Below are 20612 nucleotides of genomic sequence, written 5' to 3' on the forward strand. Positions count from 1 at the left end.
AATCTGGTGCGAGATGAACTAGCTATCCGCGCTTCTCCGATGCCGTCGTCGTGGTGGTCCACGACTCGGCGTAGCGGCCGCCCTTCGCCAGCAATTCATCGTGCGTGCCCCGTTCTGCGACCGTCCCGTCCTCCGAAAGCACGACGATGAGGTCGGCATCGCGGATGGTGTGCAGGCGATGGGCGACGACGATCACAGTGTGATCGCCGCGCAACGCTTCCATCGTGCCGACAATCGCCCGCTCAGTGGCCGCATCCAGCGAGGACGTCGGCTCGTCGAAAAGCACCACCGGGGAATCCTTCAGAAGCGCCCGGGCGATGGCGACGCGCTGCCGCTCGCCTCCCGACAGCAGCGTCCCCTCCTCCCCCACCGGGGTATCCCACCCGGAAGGCAGCAGCTCCACGATGCGGTCCACCCCGGAACGCCGGGCGGCCTCGCGCAAGCGGTCCCCGTCACCGGGCCCGGAACCGAATCCGGGGTCGGCGAAGACCACGTTGTCCCGCACGGACGCGTCGAAAAGGAACGTCTCCTGGAACACCGGGGTCACCAGCGAGTTCACGCCGTCGGTGCCGATCCGAGGCAAGGGCACCCCGCCGATGAGGATCTCCCCCGAGTCCGGATCATGAAACCGCGACAGCAGCCGCATGACCGTCGTCTTGCCCGCCCCCGAAGGTCCCACTATGGCGACCAGCGCTCCCTGAGGTGCACGGAAGCTGACGCCGTCGAGAACCTTCTTATCCCCGTACCCGAAGCTCACGCCGCGGAACTCCACGTCATGCCCGTCGGGCAGCTCCGGTGCGGCAGGTTCAGGAAGGGCGGGGATCGCCCGCAGGTCACGCAACGCAGCCAACGTGTTGCGGCCCGCGCCGAAACCGCCGGACAACGCTCCCGCCGTGGTGATCGGTTCGGTGAACTGGACGACCACGATGAGTATCGGCGCCAAATGCGCCGGCGCCATCCCGCCCGTCGCGGCGACCGCCACGGCGACGACCACCGCCGCCGTGAACACCGCATGGACGACCGAACCCAACCGTCCGATGGCCGCCCCCTGCGTCGACGTCGCCTTCGCGAACGCATCGTGTTGGGCCCGGATCGCCTCATCCACCATCGCGTCCGCCGCCGAACCGTCGCCCGCGGCGCGAATCACCTGCTGGCCGCGGGTGAACTCGATCAGCCTGCCGGAGACGGCAGCGACGGCGTCAGCATGCGCTTCGTCCGACTCCCCGCCGACCCGGCCAATGGCCCGGTAGGCGAAGAAGATCACCGGCGCCGACGCGACGAGAACCAACCCGACGCGCCAATCCATCGCCAGAATTCCGAGAGCGATGACGGTCGGCGTAACCACAGCGGCGATGACGGGCCGCAGGATCACGTGCGGCACGGACGCCGCGAACGCCATGCCCGACGACGCCATCTCCGAGAAGCGGCCGGCCGTGGACTTGGTGACGTACCCGAGTGGCAACGTCAGCACGCGTTCGCCCAGGGAACGCAACAGGGACGACAGCACCGCTGCGGAATTCGCCCTGCCAACTGTCCCCGCGGCGAGGGACAACACCGCATGGGCGGCCGCGAGGCCGGCGATGACGCCGGTGAAACGCCACGCCGTCGCATCATCTCCCTCGGCCAGAGCCGACAGCAGCGGCAGCAGCGCGACGAACGCCGCTCCCTGGGCCAGCGCGGCAAGCGTGGCCAACGCAATGAGCCACACCAGCGTCATTCTCGAGCGCCGATCCGTCATCGACCACAAGTCCCGAATCATCGGTTTGCCGCCTTTTCATCGTCTGATTCAGTGCCCCGCGGGGCGGATGGTTCGTCGTCGAGCGCGAACGCGCGCCACAAATCCCGGTAGCGGCCACCGCGCGCAAGCAACTCGTCGTGGGTACCCGCCTCCGCGACCGCTCCCCCATCGAGAACGAGGATGCGGTCGGCGTTGCGGATCGTGCTCAACCTGTGCGCGATCACAATCACCGTCCGCGAACGGGCCAAACGCTCGATTGCGGACTGGATGAGGGCCTCGGAAGCCGGATCCGCGTAAGCGGTTGCCTCGTCGAAGATGAGCACCGGCGCGTCCGTAACAATCGACCTCGCGATGGCCACGCGCTGCGCCTCACCACCGGAAAAGGTCACGTCGACGTTGACCACCGAATCCAGGCCCTTCGGCAGCGCCGCGATGACCGCATCGAGGTTCGCGAGCTTCGCGGCCGCCATGATTTCGTCGTCGGTGGCGTCTCTCCTGGCCAGCCGGATGTTCTCCCGCAACGGCAGCGTGAACAACTGCGGATCTTGGAACACCACCGACACCGAGCGGTGCACGTCGCGCACGGCGATGTCGCGAAGATCGACGCCGCCCAGCAGCACCGAGCCTTCAACGGGGTCGTGGAAACGCGCCAACAGCCGGGCGACGGTGGACTTTCCGGAACCGGAGGACCCCACCAGCGCAGTGAGGGTCCCTGGTTCGAACGTCGCGCACATCCCGTCGAGGACCCGCGGCCCATCGCCGTAGGAGAAGACCAGGTTCCGGACCTCGAGCGCGCCTCCGCGCGCGGGCACCGGATCGGCGGGCTCGGCGATCGGCGGCGTGCCCAGCACCTCCGCGATGGACTTCAGGGCGGCGATCCCCGCGATGATGGGTTCGGAGTTCATAGCCACCCTCACGATCGCCGCGGAGAGTCCAAGGCCGAGAACCAGCCCGGCGACGAGACCCTCCGGTTTGCCGCCCGCGGTGTCCCTCAAAGCGAGGCCGGCGCCGCACACCACTGCGAGGACCGTGATCGGGGACGTCACCACGTCGATGAGCCCGAGATAGATGTTCGACTGCCGGGACCAGGCGGACCACGCGCGGACGAACGACGACGCCGCGGCATCGTAGCGGCCCGCGCCCTGGCTGGCGCGTCCGAAGGACTTCATCACCGGGATGCCGCGCACCAACTCGATGACCGCAGCCGTCACTTTTTCAGAGGCTCGCTCGTAGTCGCGCTGAAGACCGGCTCCGCGCGAAATCATCACGCCCATCAGGGCGAAGGTGACCAGCACCGGGACGACCGCCACCGCCGCGATCCGCCAATCGACCGCGACGAGCGCGATGAGGGAAAGCAGGGGAACCAGCACCGCCACCACGGTCTCGCCGACGGTGTGGCCCATGAGCTGGTGGACGGCCGCGACGTCCTTCTCAACCGACCCGATGATCCCCGACGAGCGCCGGGCGTCCAGCCAACCCAGCGGCAGCTTCCGGATATGGGCAACCAACCGGCGCCGGAGGTGGAGCTGCAGGTCGTTATCCGCCCGGTGCGAAAGAATGCCGGCAGCGCCGTCCGCAGCCATGCGCACCGTCGCGGCGACGACGATGACAACCACGGCCAACCACGTCCGATGCACCGGGGCCTCCGGGTACGTCATCGCGATGTCGATGATGCCGACCAGCGAAGCGACGGTAGCCACCGACGACAGGACGGATAACGCGACCACCGCACGCATCCGGGTCCGAATCGGGGCGAGCAGCGACCACGGGCCTACGGTCCCGTCCACGGCGCTCACTTCCCCGCCTCCCCGATCGCGCTTTTCTTCGCGAGAGTGCAGAAATACACCATGCCGGCGCGTGAGGCTCCGTCCAGCTTCAGCCCGTTGGCTTCGGCGAGGTCCTCGAGCTCGCTGCCCCGGAACACCCGGTGGCCCATCTTCGCCATGACGGCCATGTCGACCCGCTCGTTCACGTCGGGATCCTCGACGAACGTCTGCACGTAAGCGATGCCGCCGTCGGCGAGCAGCCCGGAGACCCTGCCGAGCGCGGCTCCCGCATCCTTCATTTGGTGGAGCGCGCCACACACCCAGATTTCACAGGCCCCGCCGGGCTCTCCCGCGAGCGGCGTGAGGATGTCGGCAACGTGGAATTCCGTCCGGGCCCCAAGCCCGTCGGCGGCGGCGCGTTCGCGGGCGATGCGGATCGCATTGGGCGACAGGTCGTAGCCGACGATGCTCGCCCTGCGATAGCGAGACTCAGCGGCGAGCGTGCGGGCGAGCCACCCGGTTCCGCAACCGAGGTCGAGGACCCGGGCCGGCGCATCCGGCCCGGGATCCAGCGCACGGAGCTTCCGGTACACGGCGGCGGCGTCCATCGGTTCGCGCGCATAGCGGCTTAGGAACCTCGGCTGGACCTTGTCCTCGTAGGCCGCGAGGAGCCTGCGGTTGTTCTGGACGATCTGGGCGATCGACTTCATCTGGTTCTGTCTCCGGGTGTGTGGGCCGCGTCCACGCGGCGGTTTCGGGTTAGATGCTCGGATTCGCGGGCCGTCATGCAGACTCCCCCGGCCTCGTTTTCACGGCGATGCCCCACGCCGCGAGCACGGCGATGCCTAAGAACCAGGCCGCGCAGACCACCAGACCCGCAGCCCCGGTGCCGTTGACGGCCTCGCCGGCCGCGGATACGGGGGTGTGCCCGGCGATTCCGCGCAGGAGGGGACGGAAGTGGTCGGCGGGCATGAGCACCGTGTTGACGAACATCGCAACGATGATTAACGGGATGAGGGCCACGGAACCCTGGGGGCTGGTGATGGAGAACGCGATGTACGTGCCGGTGCATGCGGCCGCCGCGGCAACCATCGCGCCGGTCACCGCGATCCTCCACCACCAGGACACTTCCGGTGGGCCGTCGGAAAGCAAGGCGGCCACCGCCGCGACGACGGCCGTCATCGCCATGATCCGGATGAACTCGGCAATGATCCGTGCGGCCGGCACGGCCGCGTACGGCGCCGGCATGGTGATCAACCGCTCGTGGAAGCCATTGCTGCGTTCAACGAACACGGTGGATGATCCCGTGATGGCCAGGATGAACGCCCACGCCGTCACGACCAGGATGACCGCGTTCCGGAGTTCGAACTCTCCGGTGAGCTGCCTGACCAGGCCACCGAACATGCGGTTGACGATGAACAGGTACACGAGCGGAGCAATCAACGTCATGAACCAGAAGTCGGGGCGCCGCAGCCAAATGTGGGCGATGCGCCGCAGATGCACGAAGATGGCGCCAATCATGATTCGCTCCTCGAGGTGAACCGGCGGATGAACAGGACGATTCCGGCGACCGCCGCGACACCGAGCCACAGGGCGGCCTCTTCCCCGGCGCGATCCGGGAAGGCGTCCGGGGACGCCGCCCTAATCACCTCGATCACCGGCGAAAAAGGCATGTGGCGCACGACGTCGCGAAGGGAGCCGTCCAAAGCGGTCGCCGGAATGAACGCGGTGGAGAACATGAGCAGCAGCATTTCCAGCGCCTGGATCGATGAGGCCGTCGACACCGGGGCGGGCACCATCAGGATCACCCCGTCCGTGACCAGGGACAGGACCGCCGCGGCGAGCAGCGACCACAGGACAGTCCACGCGACGTCACCGACAGCCATGTCGAGGCCGCAGGCCCACGCGACGACCAGCAGCGCCGCGATCGACGCGGACATCCGCAGCACATCGGTGACGAGCCTGCCGGCGACATAGCCGCCTGTGGCCCCGGGCAACACGCGCACGCGGTCAACGAGCCCGGATTCGACGTCCTGTCCCACCGCCATCGCCGACGCCGCGGCGGTGAACATCGCCGCCTGGAACAGGCAGCCGCCGAGCACGAAACGCAGGTACCCGAAGCCGGATTGCTCCGCCGAGTACCCGAACACCGCGTACAGGCACAGCAGGAAGAGGGGCGGAACCACGAACATGGAGATCAGCGACGCGGTGTTGCGTCGCAACAGCAGCAGATCCCGACGGAGAAACGCCGCGACCGACGTCGCACTCATCGCGCCGCACCCCCTGCGTTCATCGATATGAACACCTCGTTGAGGGTGGGCGGCGACACGCTCAGCGAATCCGGCAACGCTTCCGAGGCCTCCATCGCCTGCGCCACCGCCTCGAGGACCCGCGGTCCGGGGTCGACGTCGAGGGACACCGACTTCCCCGCGACGCGGGCGCCGTCCAGGCACGTTCCCCCGAGGCAGCGGGCGAACGCCTCCGCCTCGGCGGCGGTGGCGAAGGACACGCGGAGCACGTGCGACCCGAAGGCGCGGCGCAATTCCTCCGGCGTTCCGCTGGCGACGATGCGGCGATCCTTGAGCAGATGGACGTGGTCTGCCAGCGCCTCCGCCTCTTCCAGGTACTGGGTGGTCAGCACCAGGGTCATTCCGTCGTCCCGCAGTTGCCGGATGAAGCCCCACAGCTCTTCGCGGCTGACCGGGTCCAGCCCCGTCGTGGGTTCGTCGAGGAACAGCAGCCTGGGCACGACGCACAGCGACGCGGCGATGTCGAGGCGGCGCCGCATGCCACCCGAATAGGCCGACGCCAGCGTCGAGGCACTGTCTGCGAGCGAGAATTGCGCGAGCAGTTCCGTCGCGCGGGCGGCCGCGGCGGCGCGGTCGAGTCCGCGCAGCCGCCCGAAGAACTCCAGGTTCTCCCGGCCGGTGAGGTTCTCGTCGATCGCCGCGAATTGGCCGGTGGTGGCAATGTCAGCGCGCACGCCCGCCGGGTCCTCTTTCACGTCGCGCGAGAAGATGCTCACCTCGCCGGAGTCGGCGGTGATGAGCGTCGACAGGATTCGGATGAGGGTGGTCTTGCCTGCACCGTTGTGGCCGAGGAACGACACGATCGCCCCGGTGGGCACGGTGAAACTCACGCCGTCGAGCACATGCTTGCGCATCCGGGCACCGCGCTTTCCCTTGCGCCCGCCGTCCGGCGGGGCACCTGCCCCGCCTTCGGGCGGGGTGCCCGCTTTGCCCGCAATCGGGTAGCTCTTCGTGAGGTCGCGGACGACGATCGCCGCACCTCGTTCAGCTTGATCCGTCATCGTTTCCCCTTTTCTTTGGTATCACAGTGGGCCGCTGTCGGCAGCGGCCCCGTGGTCGGGTTGTCATGTGGCACCTCGATATGGATGCCCGCATCGCGGGCGAAGGCGAGGACCGGTTCGAGGAGCCGGGGGTGGCCGACGAGATCCCGGCACCCCGGCGCGACCGGCTTCCCCGCGACCGCCACAACGGTGGCGGCAGCAATCGCCGCGGTCATTTTGTAGGAACCCGGGCCGGTCGCCCGGACGACGGTCGTCTCGGCCGCCGGCCCCGCATCGCCCGCGCCGGCGGAGGACAGTGCGACGACCAGCTCGGCGGGTTGCGGAGTGCCCTTCGCCCGCGCCTTCCGCGATGTCACGGCCGCCCCGAGACGGGCGAGCAGACCGGAGACAACGGGCATCGAGTACAGTCTCGACGTGCGGATTTTCTCCACCGACTCATCGGGGAGGGCATCGAAGGCGACGTGGTAGGAATATCCACGGATCGAGGGGCACACCTCGCGTACGACGTCGATGTCCGGGCATTCGTAGCTGATTCCGCTTTGCGACGACACCGGGTTGCGCCGCACCTCGACGATGGTGCCGCCGAGCATCGTGCGGTATCCGCCGCGGATAGTCCGGAACATCGACTCGACCGACGCGGCCCCGGATTCCTGGTCGGCGCCAATTCGCAGATCGACCCGCACATCGCGGACCTCTTCGGCCCCCGCAGCGCGGGCCCCGAGCATCAACAGGGCCGTCGACAAGCCCGGGCACAGGCCGAACCCGGTGAGCACGGGAACCCCCTCCCGCCGAGCATCCCCGTCGAGGGCCATGATCGCGCGGCGGGCGTCGATCGAATCGTTGACGTCGATGTACCCGGTGCCTGAGTCGATGCAAGCACGGGCGAGTGAGTCTGCATGCACCTCGAACGGGCCGGTGCAGTTGACCACCCAATCGTGTTTGCGGAAGACCCTGCAGATCTCGTTGTGGCCGGCGGCGATCCTCAGCGGGAAGTGCCGCCCCGGGCCATCGTCCGGTTTCTGCCGGGAAGTGTAGGCCAGCTCAATCCCATCGACGACGCCGAGCATCCCCCGGACGAGCCGTCCGGTGACGCCGGTACCTCCGGCCACCAGCACTTTCACGGGTTCGCCCGCGTCGCGGTCCCGTGCTTCCCCGCCGTTTCGTCGGTCAGTCATGTTCCATCTCGTTTCCCCGGTCCCGCGACCGGTCGATTCCTTCGGACGACGGGTCCGCTGCCCTGTCGTCCGTTTCCGGCGCCTGGCGCCGGCGTTCGATGTACTCCCCGATGAGGGCCCCGGTCAGCGCGGCATCCTCTCCGAGGACGAACGAATAGTGGTTTCCCGCGACGCCGGCGACGCAGAGGTCATCGACGAGGTGGTCCCGCCACTGGTCGTGGTTGTGAGCCTCGCCGTCATCGGGGAGAACGAACAACGCCTCCCTCACCCGACCCTCGGGCCGGTACCGGGTGCGGGCATCGATGAGCGAGCGCAGCGAGTTGAACTCCGTCGCCGTCACCCGGTCGCCGGAAAGCCCAAGGTCCTCCAGGAGCGTCGGTGCGACTGCTGCGGCCAGGGCACGCAGACGGGCCCCCCGTTCCCCGTCGGTCTCATCGACCCCGCCGAACTCCGCCCAGAGGCGGGCAACCGGCGTTCCGTGCGGGAGATCGGCGATCGAGGGCGCCACCCGGGACAGCAGCCCCTTTTCGGATTCCGCGCCGAAATCCCCGACGTCGACCGCGATCCCCGGAGCCAGGCTGTCGAGAAACACCAGCGCGGGATCAAGATCGGCCAAACGGAGCACCATCTCGGCCGCGATGGTGCCGCCGAGGCTCCATCCGACGATCGCCGGGGCGGCACCGTCGACGAGCACCTCGCGGACCCGGCCCGAGTAGTGGGCCGCGATGTCGCCGATGCCGATGACGTGGGGGAATGGTCTCTCGAACTCCGCGAAGCCGACGCCCCACACCTGCCCGCCACCGGGGATCGCGAGGGCCAGGTCTCGGTAGATGTCGACGGTGCCGAATCCGCCGTGGACGAGGAAGATCGGGCGCGCCTCATCGCCGCTGCGCAATAGGACCAGCGAACGGTCCGCGGCCGACGCGCCGGGGTCATCCGCGTCCCGCCGGTCGGTCGGCGTGGCCGTCGACTGGCCGACGAGCTCGGCCACGCCACGTGGCGTCGGCTTGGCCAGCGCTTCCGCGAGCGGCACCGACGCCCCAGTCATGTCCTGAATCCGCTGCATCAGATTCACGAATCCCAGGGAGTCGTAGCCGAGGAGGAACAGGTCGTCGTCCGCGCCGGCTTCGGCGCCGCCTAGGTCGGCCCGGACCATCCCGGTGATGACCGTCAGGTATTCGCGAACTCGGCCCATCAGGTCCCCGGATGCGGTCCTCGAGATCGCGCCCGACCTGTCGCGCTCCGCCGATGACGCGCCCGCGACGCCGTCGCCGATCGCCCCACCGCTGGAAGAAGTGCCCCCGACCGCCAGGCGCAGGCGCCGAACCTGGCCGACGCTCAGCGGCGCCGCTTCGGGGCAGCCCCCGGCGAAGCCCGACACCGACCTGATGTAGTGGTCGAAGATGTCCTCCACCAGTTCCGGTTCCAGGATCTGCTCGACGAAATCCCAGGCGACGTTGATACGCCCGCCGACCTCCATCACTTGGTTGTCCAACAACACCTGCGGGGTCTGGGAGATGGCGTAATCGACGTCACCCAGGACGTGGGCACCCCTGCCCGAGCCATCGCCTGCCGCGGAACCATTGCCGAACAGCAACGAGGTGTACACGAACGGCGCGATGGCCTGTCCGACGGGTAGGCCCCGGTGGCGCGCGATGGCGCCGAGCAACGACACCCCGGAGTACCCGGCCGCCATGTGCCCGAGCAGCCGGTCGCGCAGTTCCGCCGTCCACCAACGGAGGTCATAGTCGGCGGCCGCTTTCACCGGCATCAGAATGACGCCGGTGAAATCACCGAAGACGCCGGCGAAGTCGGCGATTTCGGGATCACGGTTGTACGTGGTGATGTTGATGCCGACCGAATCCCCCCTCGACCACAGCGACAGGCTCGTCGCATAGCAGGCGAGAAGCAGTGCGGACACGCTGCCGTCGGCGGCGCTGGCCCGTTCCCGCAACAGTGCGGTTTCCGCAGCGGTGAACGTGTGCGACAGGCGACGCATCCGCGGCACATCCACGTCCGCGGCCGCACCGATTGATGGAAGGGTGTTGCCGGGCGGGAAGTCCTCGACCACCGTCCGAGTCAACGTCTCATCGCCGCGCCCGACCGCCGAAGCCTCCCGGCGCTTCATCTCCAAGACGTACGTGCGGTAGTCGCCGGTGACGGGCGGAAGCTCCGTTCCCCGGTACAGCTTGTCCAGGTCGTCGATGAAAATCCGTTGGCTCGCCCCGTCTCCGATGATCATGTCCACGCTGAAGAACAGGCGGTGCCGCCCGTCCGGGAGCGCGAACGCCGACAGATGGAACAAGGGCCAGCTGCCCAGATCGAATACCTGGTGGCTCAGCTCATCGCGCTTGCGCCGCACCGCCTCGACCACGGTCGCCTCATCGGCGGCCCGGTAGTCGGCGACGGCAATGCGGTAGCGCGGAACCTCCGGCAGGATCCGCTGCGTGGCTTGTGCGGTGAACACGACGCGCAGCATCGGATGCCTGCGGATGAGGTTGTCGAGGGCGTCCTCCAGGCGGTCGATGTCGGTACCGGGTTCGGTGACGGATTCGATGTAGTAGTGCTCGGTGACGCCGCCCAGCTCGAACCCGGAGTTCCGGCCGACGTAGTAGGCCTTCTGCATGTCGGTCAGGGGGAACGGCGCGTGGGGGTCGTCCCCGAATTGTTCCACCGGATCCTTCCCGTGGGCACTCGCGGAGGATTCCCTGGCGCCTCCTGCGGCTGAACCGGCACCGCCGGCACAATCGAGGGAAGACACTGCCTCGGCGACGGCTTCAGACTCGGCACCGGACTCCCGCATGGCCTCCGAGACAAGGCCGGCGATGTGAGCGATGGTCGGGTCGGCGATGACGTCGCGGAAACGGAGCCGGACGCCCGTCTTCTGTCGGATCGCGCGCATCATAACCTGGAATTGCAGGGAATCGCCGCCACGGCGGAAGAAGGACTCTCCCGCGCCGCACGCCGGATCCGCCGCACTCGTCGACGGGGCTTCCCCGAGGATCTCGTCGAAGACTCCGGACACCAACTCGATCGCCCCGGGGGCGGCGGCGGAACCAGCCGCGCCCGCGGCTCCGGACTCCGCCCCGGCGACCTCGCCATCGGCCGTTGCCCCGCCGCCAGCGGCTCCGACGTGCCTACGAATTTCCTCCTGATCCAGTTTCCCGTTGACGGTGACGGGCAGGTGCGCCACGGGTAGCAGGACCGTCGGTACCATGTACGCTGGCAAGCAGCGGGCGAGCTCGGCCCGGACGGCATCCCGCGAGCCGGTCATGTCGTCCGCCGGAACGTAAAGGCACGCCAGGAGTCCCCGACCGCCCGATTCGACGACCGCCGCCATCGACGCGGTCACCAGGCCGGACCGCTCGAGGACCGATTCGATTTCTCCGAGTTCGACGCGGAAGCCCGCGATTTTCACCTGACGATCGCGGCGGCCGAGAAATTCCACGAAACCCTCCGCGTTGAAGATGCCCACGTCTCCGGTCCGGTAGCAGCGCCCGATGCCTGGGACATCCCCGAAGGCGGCAGCGGTCCGCTCCGGATCGGCCGCATACCCCTGCGCGACGCCGAGACCGCTGATGTGGATTTCCCCCGGCACGCCGACGGGGCAATGCACCCCGTCGGGCGCGAGCACGTGGATGCCCTGGTTCGCCAGCGGGTACCCGTAGGGAATGCGGTTTTCCAAGCTGTCGCGTTGCAGCGGGCAGTGGATGGACCAAATGCTTCCTTCGGTCGCACCGCCGAGGCTATTAATCGACGCGTTCGGGAACATGTCCATGGCGCGCGCCGGAAGCCCCGCTGCGATGCGATCGCCACTGAGCAATACGGTGCGCACATCCGGGAACACGTCGTCGTCCGCCGCCCGGACCAGGGCGAGTTCCAAAAGGGCGGGCGCGGAGTTCCACAGCGTGACCCGCTCTTCCCGCAAGACGTCGAGGATTTCATCGGCGTCGCGCTCGTCTCCGACCATCGTCACCGTCGCGCCTGCCGCAAACGCCCCGAACACGTCGTAGACCGACAGGTCGAATCCCAGCGACGACAATCCGATGATGCGATCGGCGGAGGTGACCCCATACCGCCGGTTCACGTCGAGGATGGTGTTGATGCAGTTGCGGTGACTGATCCGCACACCCTTTGGCCGGCCTGTCGTCCCCGAGGTGAAGATGACGTAGGCAAGGTCGTCAGGGGCAGTGCCAAGCGAAGGGTGCGCACCCGCGCTGCCCGCGCGGTCGCAGACTTCCGCGGCTGCGGGCTTGCCGACGCCCGCCACTCCGCTTCGGTCCAGTTCATCGATCACGCCGGTGTCCAGAATCGGGCCCGACGCACCTGAGGCTTCCACGACGTATTCCTGTCGCTGGGCCGGCATGCCCGCGTCGACGGGCACGAATGCGGCTCCCGCACGCAATGCGCCGACCATGTTGACGATGTCGTCGGGATGCTTGGTGTAGCGCACGATCACCGCGTCCCCCGCCCCGACGCCGGAATCTGAGAGATGGCGGGCGATGCGTCCGGCCCGGGCCCAGACCTCTGCGTAGGTGTACGAGATGCCCCGGGCGGCGAGGCGCACGGCCGGCGCGTCCGGAGTCGCCGCGTATGCGGCTTCGACAAGCGAAACCAGGGTGTCATCGTGGATCGGGCCCGCAGCGTCGTTGTAGCGGGCGACGGCCCCCTCCGTCTCCGCATGACGGATGGGCAGAGCCTCTCCCCCCTCCGCCACCACGTCCAGGGCCTCCGCAACGGCCCCGAACATCGCATCTACCGCAGGGAAGTAATCGTCGACCACGTCCCACGACAACGTCATCCCGCCCGATGCCGGCATCACTTGGATGTCGAGGCACACCTGCGCGGTTTGCGTGTAGATGCGTTCGATGACCGGGCTGCGCCCGCTGCCCCGCTCGCCGCCGAGGTAGCTGGTGAACACCACCGGAGCAGTGGCCTGGGTCTGATTGGCCGCGTCCCGGAGGAATCGCTGTAGCACCTCCACACCGGAAACGCCGCGGTGGGACAGCCCTTCGCGGATGTCCAGGTCGATCGTCTCCGCCAACCCGTCGATGGTCGCGGCTCTCCCGGCGTCGACGCCGACGAGCATCGATGAAGTGAAATCTCCCATCACCCTCGTGCCCGCGGCGAGGCCGCTGCGTTCGCTGACAGTCACGTTGACCGTCAACGCCGATTCGGGCAGCCACCTGCAGACGACGGCGGCGTTGACGGCCATTACCAGCGATGACAGGGTAACTCCAATGCGGCGGGCCCGTTCGCCGAGCTTGGCGGTGATCTCCGCGTCGAGCACCGTGTCCAAGCGCCGGGTCGACCAATCGTCGTCACCCCTCACGGCCGTCGGGAACTCCGGGCGCCGCGGCAGATCTGCGACCTTCTTCTCCCAATAGGCGAGGTCCTCGGCTCGTTTCCCGTCGCGCCGGCGCGCAGAGATTGCCGCCAGGGCATCCCCATATCTGGAAGCCGGAGCCGGCGGCTCCCCGGCCAGCAGGGATTCGAGCTCGTCGAAGAACAGGTACACCGAACCCGCATCCATGACGATCATGTTGAAGTAGATGAACATCCTGCACCCACCCGCATCTGCGAGCAGCCTCGCGGCGACCATGGGACCGTCCTCGTTCGACGATCGCGCCGCGGTTCGCATGTCCCGACGGATCTCCCCCACCGCCGCGTCGACATCGTCGCCGGATCCGACTACCTCGACGGTGGCGAGGCACGCGCCGGTCGGGCTCAAGACCCCGGCATCGACGTCGAGCCGATGGAACAGCACGTCGTGACGCCCGAAGACCGTCCGCACGGCCTCCTCCACCTGCGGCAACGAATAGTCGTGCCGGGATTCCGCGTAGATGTACGTCGCTTGGCCGCCAAGCTCGATGTCCTCGTCCGCGCCGAGCAGGTAGGCGGTCTGGATTGGATTGAGCGGGACTGCATCCGCGGGACCGGCCCCATTTTTGCCGGCACAGCCGTCATCCGACTCACCCGTCGCCACAGCGGGGTCGGCTCCGGCAGCGGCGCCTGCGGCAGATCCGGCATCAGCGCCACCCCGGGCGGCGTCGATGACGGCCGCCAAATCAGCGACCGTGACCCCGGGGTCCATCGCCGCGTAATCGATGGTGACCCCGTACTCGTCCTCCAGCGCCAGCAGCATCTGGAGGAAAGTCAGGGAGTTCGGGATGTGGTCGCGGAGTTTCACGTCCGCCGAATCCAGGTGCACGCCGATGGCGTCGGCGATGGACTCCGACAGCCTTTCGGGGGCGACTCGGGCCCCGGTGCGGGCTCCTCCCACGGCGGTAGATGCGACGGCCGGCGCGATCGTTTCATTGGTCATCGTCATCGCCTCAGAGCAGAGCCTCGAGCTTGCGGCGGAGCTTCTTGCCGTTCGACGCGACGGGCAGCTCGTCGACCCACAGAACCCGGGAGACGGGCACCCCGGCGACGCGCATCAGCTCGGTCGTCGCGGACCGGGTCACCGCCTGTTCATCGATCGGAGGTTCATCCCCGTCCGATTGCCCGGCACCGGTCGCATCGTCGGCCTTACGATCGGTCGGGGTCCGCCTGGCCAAGAACACGGCGATCTCCTCTTCGCCCGTGGCTGGGTTGCTCCGGCCGAGAACGACAACATCGCGGTCAAGCGCATTCTCCAGCACGGCTTCCAAATCAGCCGAATAGTAATTCCGGCCGTTGACGAAGATGATGTCCTTCTTCCGGCCGAGGACGAACAACTCGCCGTCGCGGAGAATGCCCATGTCTCCCGTTGCGAACGCCCCGTCATCGGTGAGCTCGTGCTCCACGATCCCCTCTGCTGTGATCGCGGCGCGGGTCATCGGAGCGCCGGCGATGTGGATTTCACCGACGGTGCCGTCGCCGAGGACCCTGCCCCCGTCATCGCGGATGGTCAACGAGATCCCCGGGACGGCCTTGCCCAAGGCGACGAACTCAGCTCCGGACTCGCTCTCGATGTCCTCGAAACGCTGCCCCGTGGCGATGCCCGTCCGATCAAGTCGCACCGTGGACAGACCCGAGTAAATGTCCCGGGTCGTGACCAGCAGGCAAGCTTCGGACATTCCGTAGGCGGAGGTCAGGGCATCCTCCCGGAGGCCCATGGCGGACATCGCCGCGAGGAACTTCCGGGCCAATGGAGCGTCGATGGGTTCAGAACCGCTCATCAGCTTCTGGACGTTGGAGAAGTCGTAACCGTGGTCATCCCCGAGGGGCCGGCGCTCGAGATGGCGCAGGAAATGCTTGAACGCGAAGTTCGGGCACACTGTCACCGTCGGCCGGTGCCTGGTCACGGCCTCGAACCACCTCGGGGGATCGGCGACCACCTCTGAAACCGGCAGCAACACCTGGTCGTACCCACGAAAAAGGGCGTAGACGTGGAAGCCGATCAGCGAAAGGTTGTGGGTCAAAGGCAGCCACGTGAGCATCTTGTTCTCGTACCGGTGCGCGTGGCGTGGGATCGTCGCGCGCAGACCGTTCAGCACGGACTCGTTGGTTACGATGACGCCCTTTGGCGATCCCGTGGAGCCGGACGAAAACTGGATGAGGGCTTCGCCGGCCGTCCCACCTCGCACCGGGAACGCGGGGACCGCCCCGGCGCCATCCCCGGAATCCACGTCCCCCGCCTGAGAGAAGTCCGATTCAGCATCACCCGGCATCGTCGCACCCGGTTCCGCGGCAGCGTCATTGACGATGGACACGTCGAGCAGCCGGTCCTCGCCCACGACCACGGCACCGTTTGCGCCGGTGAGCAGCGTGTGACTGCGTTCGTCGACCAGGATCGGGGCCCCGGGCATCATGTCCGAGAGCGTCCGCACCCTGTCGACGTCAACCGGACCCGACACCGGCGGCGCAAGCGCCGGAACCGCGCCGGCGTAGACGCAGCCCCAGAACGCCAGGATGAGCCCGCGGTTCTCCGAAACTTGGAAGATCACGCGATCACCGGGGCCGATGCCGGCTTCGGCCAACCGAGTCGCAGCCGCCACCGCCTCCGCATGGACCCGGCCATACGGGACGAAGACGTCCCGCCGATTCTCGACGAAGGTGATCCCCTTTTTCGTCTCATCGGCCTTGTCCCGAAGCACGTCGCTGATGGTCCGGATCGTGTTCATTGGTACCTCTTTCGGTTGTCGGCGCCATGCCGGTGCCGGGCGGACCGGGCCCGCATGGCGTGACCCGGAGGATGTGTCTGAAGGGTTGAAAGGGTGAAGCAACTGGGTGGGGCGCGTCTCCGCACAAGCTCGGAAACGCTCGCGGGCCCGGGACCCGCCGGTTCCGGGCGTCCGTCAAGTCACTGCGGACACCAGGGCGGCGACGAAGGCCGCGGCGGACGCTGCGGCCGCGAATCCGTCACGCACTCGCCAGGGGTGATCGGTGCGGAAGGTGCGCCGCGGATGGCGGCCGAAGTTGCGCATCGCCAGGGTCAAGGACAGCTTTTCGGCGCAGCGCACGGCGCTGACGAACAAGGGAAAGGCGATGCGCGCGGGCGTCGTCGCGCGAATGAAGCCGGAGCGGAAAGACTGCCCCGGTCGCATCGAGCGCAATCTAATCGCCCATGTCAGATGGGGGATTTCGCTGCGCAGGAACGCCGCGATGCTCACCCCGGAAATCGCTATGGTGCACCATGTGTAGGGCACCCGGAAGCGTTGCACCATGGCGTCGAAAAGCTCCTCGACGCGCATGCACGCGGAGACCAGGACCGTCCCCGCGAACACGGCCGTCAGCAGGAGTCCGTGATGGATGCCGTGGCGGACGGCCTCCGCCGGATCCCCACCGCCGTAGAACTCGGAGCGCCACCCGAGCAGGCCGAAGAACACCCCGATCAACAGGACGAGGAGGACCTTCCCCGCCGTCGCCCGAACGTCGCGCTCCGCGATTGCAGCGAGTGCGAGGAACGCGACCCCCGTCAGCGCGAGAACGGCGTCTCCGCCGGAGAGCAGCCCGGCGACGAGGACGAGCATCACCGCCGCGACGATCGTGATGGCGTTCAACCCCGCGCGCCTCCGAGCGGCGGATTCACCGGTCCAGGGGCTTTCGTCCCCGGACGTCCGTGCGCCGGCCGCGGGCAGTGCGCGATCCCGCCGGGACGACTCCGGGGCAGCCGGCACGTCGGCCGCAGGACCGGACCAGGCGACCTTCCCTTCGGCGACGATGCTCGCCCGATCCGCCCACGTTCGCGCGACACGGCGGTCGTGGCACGTGAACACAACGGTTCCGCCGGCCCCGGCGTATTCCGCCAGCGCATCCAGCACGATGCGCGCGCTCGGCGAATCCAGGTGCGCCAACGGCTCGTCGAGAAGCAGCAAACGGCGATTGGCCGCCACCGCCAGGAAGATGCCCAACCGTCTTTTCTGTCCGCCCGACAGGACGAACGGCGAGACGGGGTCAAGTGCCCGGGGGAACAGGGCTTCCCGCAGTTTCCGCAGCTCATCGGTGCCGAGTGGCCCGTGCGGGTCCGTGCCGGCCAGCGCGGAGTCGATTTCCGCGGCGACGGTCGCGCGGGTGAACTGGTGCTCGGGGTTCTGGAACGCCCACGACGCGAAGGCGTCGGGGACGCGCCAGGCGGACGCGCCGTCGATCCGGAGGTCCGCTCCCGCCTTCATCTGGCCCGACAGCACCGCCAGCAAGGTGGACTTACCGGCTCCGTTGGCGCCGACTAGGGCATGAATCTCGCCCCGTTCCAGTGTCAGATCGGCCCCGTTCAGGATCTTCTCCCCGCCTCGGGCCACGTGGGTTCCGGTCAAGGCCAGCAGTGGAACGGCATCCGCCTCCGATTCCGGATCGGTGCCATTCCCGGCCCTCCGGGACTTTCGCCGCCGGTCCGGACCGGGACGGTCCGGCGCTCCCGTGCCCGGCGTACTGTCGTCCGGCGTTCCGGTGGTCGCGGCCGTCGTCGCAATGCCCTTCACCGCGATGCCCTCCGGCGCTCGTTGGGCGGCGACGCTCCCGTCCACATCAAGGATTGTCACCGTGTCGACCCACCCGTCAAACGGGCGGAGGTCGTGCTCGATGAGCAGGATGACGCGCCCCGGAGCCCGCAATTCACGGATAGCGGCGAACAGCGACCGGCGACCATCCTCGTCGACGTGGGCCGCGGGCTCGTCGAAGATCATGACCTCCGGCGCACTGGCCACCGCACCGGCGATGGCCATCCGCTGGCGTTGCCCGCCCGACAAAGCCCACGGATCCTTCTCCGCGAGCTCTGACAGCCCGAGCTCCGCTAGGGCCTCGGCTGATCGCTTGGCGACGATGCCGGCTTCCACGAGGGAAAACTCGAGGGCCATGGACACGTCATCGACGACTCGGAGCGTGAGCACCTGCGTCGCCGGGTCTTGCCCGACGAAGGTGACCCGGTCCCGGTCCACGGGGCATTCGGTGCCGTCGGCATCGACGATGTGCACGGATCCGGCATGGTCGATGGGGATGTGCGAGGGTATCAGTCCAGCGATGAGGTGGGCCAGGCTCGTCTTTCCGCATCCCACGGGTCCCGTGATGGCGTTGATCGTGCCGAAATCGAAGGAGAGGTCCACCATGTCGGGTGCCCATCGCCCATCGGCGTGCCGCACTCCCGCGCCACTGACCCGCAACCGGGCCGGGGCCGTCCCGCGTGTCGCGCCGGCGCACGCGGGCGCTCCGCCGGTCATCGGGTGACCCCGCGGCTGCGGAGCCCCTTTGCGACGGCAAAGCCCAGGACCAAAAACACCAGGCTCGATGCCAAGGCTACGGCGAAGCTGATCAGGGCCATGGGCGTGGTCGGCGAGTCGACGCCGACGGCACGCGGGGCCATCGTTCCCATCAGCGCGGAGAATAACATCGCCGACGCCACGAACTGGGGACGCGTCCACCGCCGGTACAGGGTGACCATGAACGGAAGCTCGATGAGCAATCCTTCCATGATCAGCGCCCCGATCGCGGCGACGCCGAACGGGGTGGTCGCCGCGGACACGACGCCCATGGCAAGGCACGCGATGAGGCTCGCGCCAGGCTTGCGGACGACGATGAGGGGAACGACGCACGGCAGGAACCACAACCCGAGCGTCGCCGCGACGAGATAAACGTGGGCGATGCCGGCGAACACCTGCAGGTAGGTCAGGGGCACGACGATGAGAGACCCCGCGACGCCGATCGCGGCGGCGACGAGCATGTCGCGGGTGGATGGTCGGCCCCCCACTGCGACCGGTGCGGCGTGTACCAACCGCCCGTCGTCCGTCTGCGACGCCACCGCGTCGCCGTCGCCCGTCCCGTCCGGGCCCGCGTCCCCGACTCCCCCTCCGGAGAGGGGTTCTCTGGTCGATCCACGTTTTCTGTTCATCGTCGCCGCCTCGCTTCCGTTGCCGATTCCCGATCGGGACCATAACTTGAAACAGTATTAGGTTAGGCAATCCTTATCAACTTATGCCAGACTCGAATTATTGACTTTGCCCCCGTTCCCCCCCATTTCGTTGTTAGCAGTTCCACCTCAGGGCACCGAAGATTCATAGCCTGTCCACCCGATTGGGCGGGTTATGTTTATTTCCGTTCCCTCCGTCTGAAAGGACAGTAGAACTAGTCGCTGGCTTCGGTATGGCTTATTCCCGCCCCTGTCTGAAAATGATCCGGGGGTGATGCCGCCGAAGACAGTGACATACTCAAACTGCTAATAGGAACCTGACCCAGCCCAGGTGGTATGAGGTCTCACAGTAATGTAGATGCCAGTACTAAGTATGTCCGACCACCCCCAGCGATGAAGCTCAAATAGTCCAACTTCTAATTCATCGCTAGGAGGAACACACCCATGGCCTATGACTTCGTCATTGGCGTGGACGTCGGCAAATACTTCCACCACGCCTGCGTCCTCGATCCCCAAGGCAGACGCGCGTCAAGGTCAGGCCGACGCGATGGGCGCGAGCCTCGACATCGTGATCAGCTCTGACATGGGCAAGGGCGGCGCCATGGTCAACGGCCAGCCAGCTCTCGACGAAGGCATGAGTGCACAAGTGTGGGCAGTCATGGCTGACGGCGCCGTGGAATCGGCTGGAGTCATCGGCCAAGAACCCCACGACGACGTGTGGATGCCGCTGCCCGGTGGAACTGCTTCAGTCCTGGTAACCGAGGAAGTCGCCGTCGGCGCGGCGCAACCCACCGGCGCGGTGCTGGCCAACGTGACGCTCTAGTCCCAGTTCCGTCCCTTGGCGCGCTTCAGGCCATTCGCGTTCTAAAAACCACAAAGCCCCGACCCAAAGTGGATGAGACGCGGTGGCAGGCCTAGCGTTACTGCTATGACGTTGCCAAAGTTCGGTCCCGCTTGGGCCGGCGCTTTAATGGGAACCTCGATTGCGTCGAGTTTGACTGGGTTACATGGTTTTCATGTAGCCCAGGTCGTTTTTGCGCTCATCGCGGCGGGGCTCCTGGTCACATTCACCATCGGTGTGCGCAATGAGCCGCCCCGGCAGCAGAACATGGCGGCGTGGGGCATGTATTCGATGGGCCTGCTCGCGTGCGGCTCGGCGTGGACGGCACTCACGGGCAACGATGTGTTCCAGCTGGCGAGCTGGTGGATCGGCGCGCCACTGGCCATCATCGTGTGCTTGTGGCAGCTCTGGGGCTTGTGGAAGCAGTCCGCACGCTACACCGAGCCCGCGTTCCCG

At 67.6% G+C, this 20612-nt stretch carries 12 protein-coding genes and 1 pseudogene; 2 read left to right on the forward strand and 11 right to left on the reverse strand.

Translation table 11 applies throughout. The features are described 5' to 3' along the window. Positions 1-22: 22 nt before the first annotated feature. The 11 genes from HMPREF2129_RS09555 to HMPREF2129_RS09615 all read right to left on the reverse strand — a co-directional run bounded on the left by HMPREF2129_RS09555 (position 23) and on the right by HMPREF2129_RS09615 (position 19129). Positions 23-1759, reverse strand: coding sequence for an ABC transporter ATP-binding protein (locus HMPREF2129_RS09555; RefSeq protein ID WP_034665995.1), 1737 nt, complete (start codon positions 1757-1759; stop codon positions 23-25). After that, a complete protein-coding gene (locus HMPREF2129_RS09560; protein WP_034665997.1) occupies positions 1756-3534 on the reverse strand; it encodes an ABC transporter ATP-binding protein in 1779 nt (592 codons plus the stop codon). The genes HMPREF2129_RS09555 and HMPREF2129_RS09560 overlap by 4 nt, the downstream gene beginning before the upstream one ends. Beyond that, entirely contained in the window at positions 3531-4214 is a 684-nt protein-coding gene (locus tag HMPREF2129_RS09565) for a class I SAM-dependent methyltransferase (RefSeq protein ID WP_034665999.1), read from the reverse strand. Before HMPREF2129_RS09565 ends, HMPREF2129_RS09560 begins: the two co-directional genes overlap by 4 nt. Before the next feature lie 73 nt (positions 4215-4287). Beyond that, the gene (locus HMPREF2129_RS09570) at positions 4288-5025 is read right to left on the reverse strand and encodes an ABC transporter permease (protein ID WP_034666002.1); all 738 of its coding nucleotides are present in this window, start codon (positions 5023-5025) and stop codon (positions 4288-4290) included. Further along, the gene (locus HMPREF2129_RS09575) at positions 5022-5774 is read right to left on the reverse strand and encodes an ABC transporter permease (protein WP_034666004.1); all 753 of its coding nucleotides are present in this window, start codon (positions 5772-5774) and stop codon (positions 5022-5024) included. Before HMPREF2129_RS09575 ends, HMPREF2129_RS09570 begins: the two co-directional genes overlap by 4 nt. After that, positions 5771-6814 (reverse strand): ABC transporter ATP-binding protein, encoded by a 1044-nt coding sequence (locus HMPREF2129_RS09580; RefSeq protein WP_034666007.1) that lies wholly within the window; start codon positions 6812-6814, stop codon positions 5771-5773. Before HMPREF2129_RS09580 ends, HMPREF2129_RS09575 begins: the two co-directional genes overlap by 4 nt. Next, entirely contained in the window at positions 6811-7989 is a 1179-nt protein-coding gene (locus HMPREF2129_RS09585) for a saccharopine dehydrogenase family protein (RefSeq protein WP_034666009.1), read from the reverse strand. Before HMPREF2129_RS09585 ends, HMPREF2129_RS09580 begins: the two co-directional genes overlap by 4 nt. Beyond that, positions 7982-14314 (reverse strand): non-ribosomal peptide synthetase, encoded by a 6333-nt coding sequence (locus HMPREF2129_RS09590; protein WP_034666021.1) that lies wholly within the window; start codon positions 14312-14314, stop codon positions 7982-7984. Before HMPREF2129_RS09590 ends, HMPREF2129_RS09585 begins: the two co-directional genes overlap by 8 nt. Positions 14315-14324: 10 nt before the next feature. Next, positions 14325-16097: an AMP-binding protein gene (locus HMPREF2129_RS10710; protein WP_052093108.1), complete on the reverse strand. Its 1773-nt coding sequence runs from the start codon at positions 16095-16097 to the stop codon at positions 14325-14327. Between the two features lie 174 nt (positions 16098-16271). Beyond that, positions 16272-18518, reverse strand: coding sequence for an ATP-binding cassette domain-containing protein (locus HMPREF2129_RS09610; protein ID WP_232218146.1), 2247 nt, complete (start codon positions 18516-18518; stop codon positions 16272-16274). Positions 18519-18625: 107 nt separating this feature from the next. Then, positions 18626-19129, reverse strand: coding sequence for an ECF transporter S component (locus tag HMPREF2129_RS09615; protein ID WP_218079185.1), 504 nt, complete (start codon positions 19127-19129; stop codon positions 18626-18628). 733 nt (positions 19130-19862) lie between these two features. On the opposite strand from HMPREF2129_RS09615, the gene HMPREF2129_RS09620 reads away from it, so the two are divergent. Together HMPREF2129_RS09620 and HMPREF2129_RS11270 are read left to right on the forward strand one after the other, a co-directional pair. After that, on the forward strand, positions 19863-20138 hold the full coding sequence (locus HMPREF2129_RS09620) for an anti-sigma factor (protein WP_052093109.1): 276 nt from the start codon (positions 19863-19865) through the stop codon (positions 20136-20138). 105 nt (positions 20139-20243) lie between these two features. Further along, a pseudogene (locus HMPREF2129_RS11270) lies at positions 20244-20612 on the forward strand (hypothetical protein); the annotation flags it as partial.

This window comes from Corynebacterium tuscaniense DNF00037 (assembly GCF_000759055.1).
Classification (GTDB): domain Bacteria; phylum Actinomycetota; class Actinomycetes; order Mycobacteriales; family Mycobacteriaceae; genus Corynebacterium; species Corynebacterium tuscaniense.

Bases quoted from the DNA above. Each gene is read 5' to 3' on its own strand.
- HMPREF2129_RS09575 (WP_034666004.1), bottom strand. From the start codon at position 5,774: ATGAGTGCGACGTCGGTCGCGGCGTTTCTCCGTCGGGATCTGCTGCTG.
- HMPREF2129_RS09610 (WP_232218146.1), bottom strand. From the start codon at position 18,518: ATGGTGGACCTCTCCTTCGATTTCGGCACGATCAACGCCATCACGGGA.
- HMPREF2129_RS09565 (WP_034665999.1), bottom strand. From the start codon at position 4,214: ATGAAGTCGATCGCCCAGATCGTCCAGAACAACCGCAGGCTCCTCGCG.
- HMPREF2129_RS09585 (WP_034666009.1), bottom strand. From the start codon at position 7,989: ATGACTGACCGACGAAACGGCGGGGAAGCACGGGACCGCGACGCGGGC.
- HMPREF2129_RS09590 (WP_034666021.1), bottom strand. From the start codon at position 14,314: ATGACCAATGAAACGATCGCGCCGGCCGTCGCATCTACCGCCGTGGGA.
- HMPREF2129_RS09580 (WP_034666007.1), bottom strand. From the start codon at position 6,814: ATGACGGATCAAGCTGAACGAGGTGCGGCGATCGTCGTCCGCGACCTC.
- HMPREF2129_RS09620 (WP_052093109.1), top strand. From the start codon at position 19,863: ATGGGCGCGAGCCTCGACATCGTGATCAGCTCTGACATGGGCAAGGGC.
- HMPREF2129_RS09570 (WP_034666002.1), bottom strand. From the start codon at position 5,025: ATGATTGGCGCCATCTTCGTGCATCTGCGGCGCATCGCCCACATTTGG.
- HMPREF2129_RS10710 (WP_052093108.1), bottom strand. From the start codon at position 16,097: ATGAACACGATCCGGACCATCAGCGACGTGCTTCGGGACAAGGCCGAT.
- HMPREF2129_RS09555 (WP_034665995.1), bottom strand. From the start codon at position 1,759: ATGATTCGGGACTTGTGGTCGATGACGGATCGGCGCTCGAGAATGACG.
- HMPREF2129_RS09615 (WP_218079185.1), bottom strand. From the start codon at position 19,129: ATGCTCGTCGCCGCCGCGATCGGCGTCGCGGGGTCTCTCATCGTCGTG.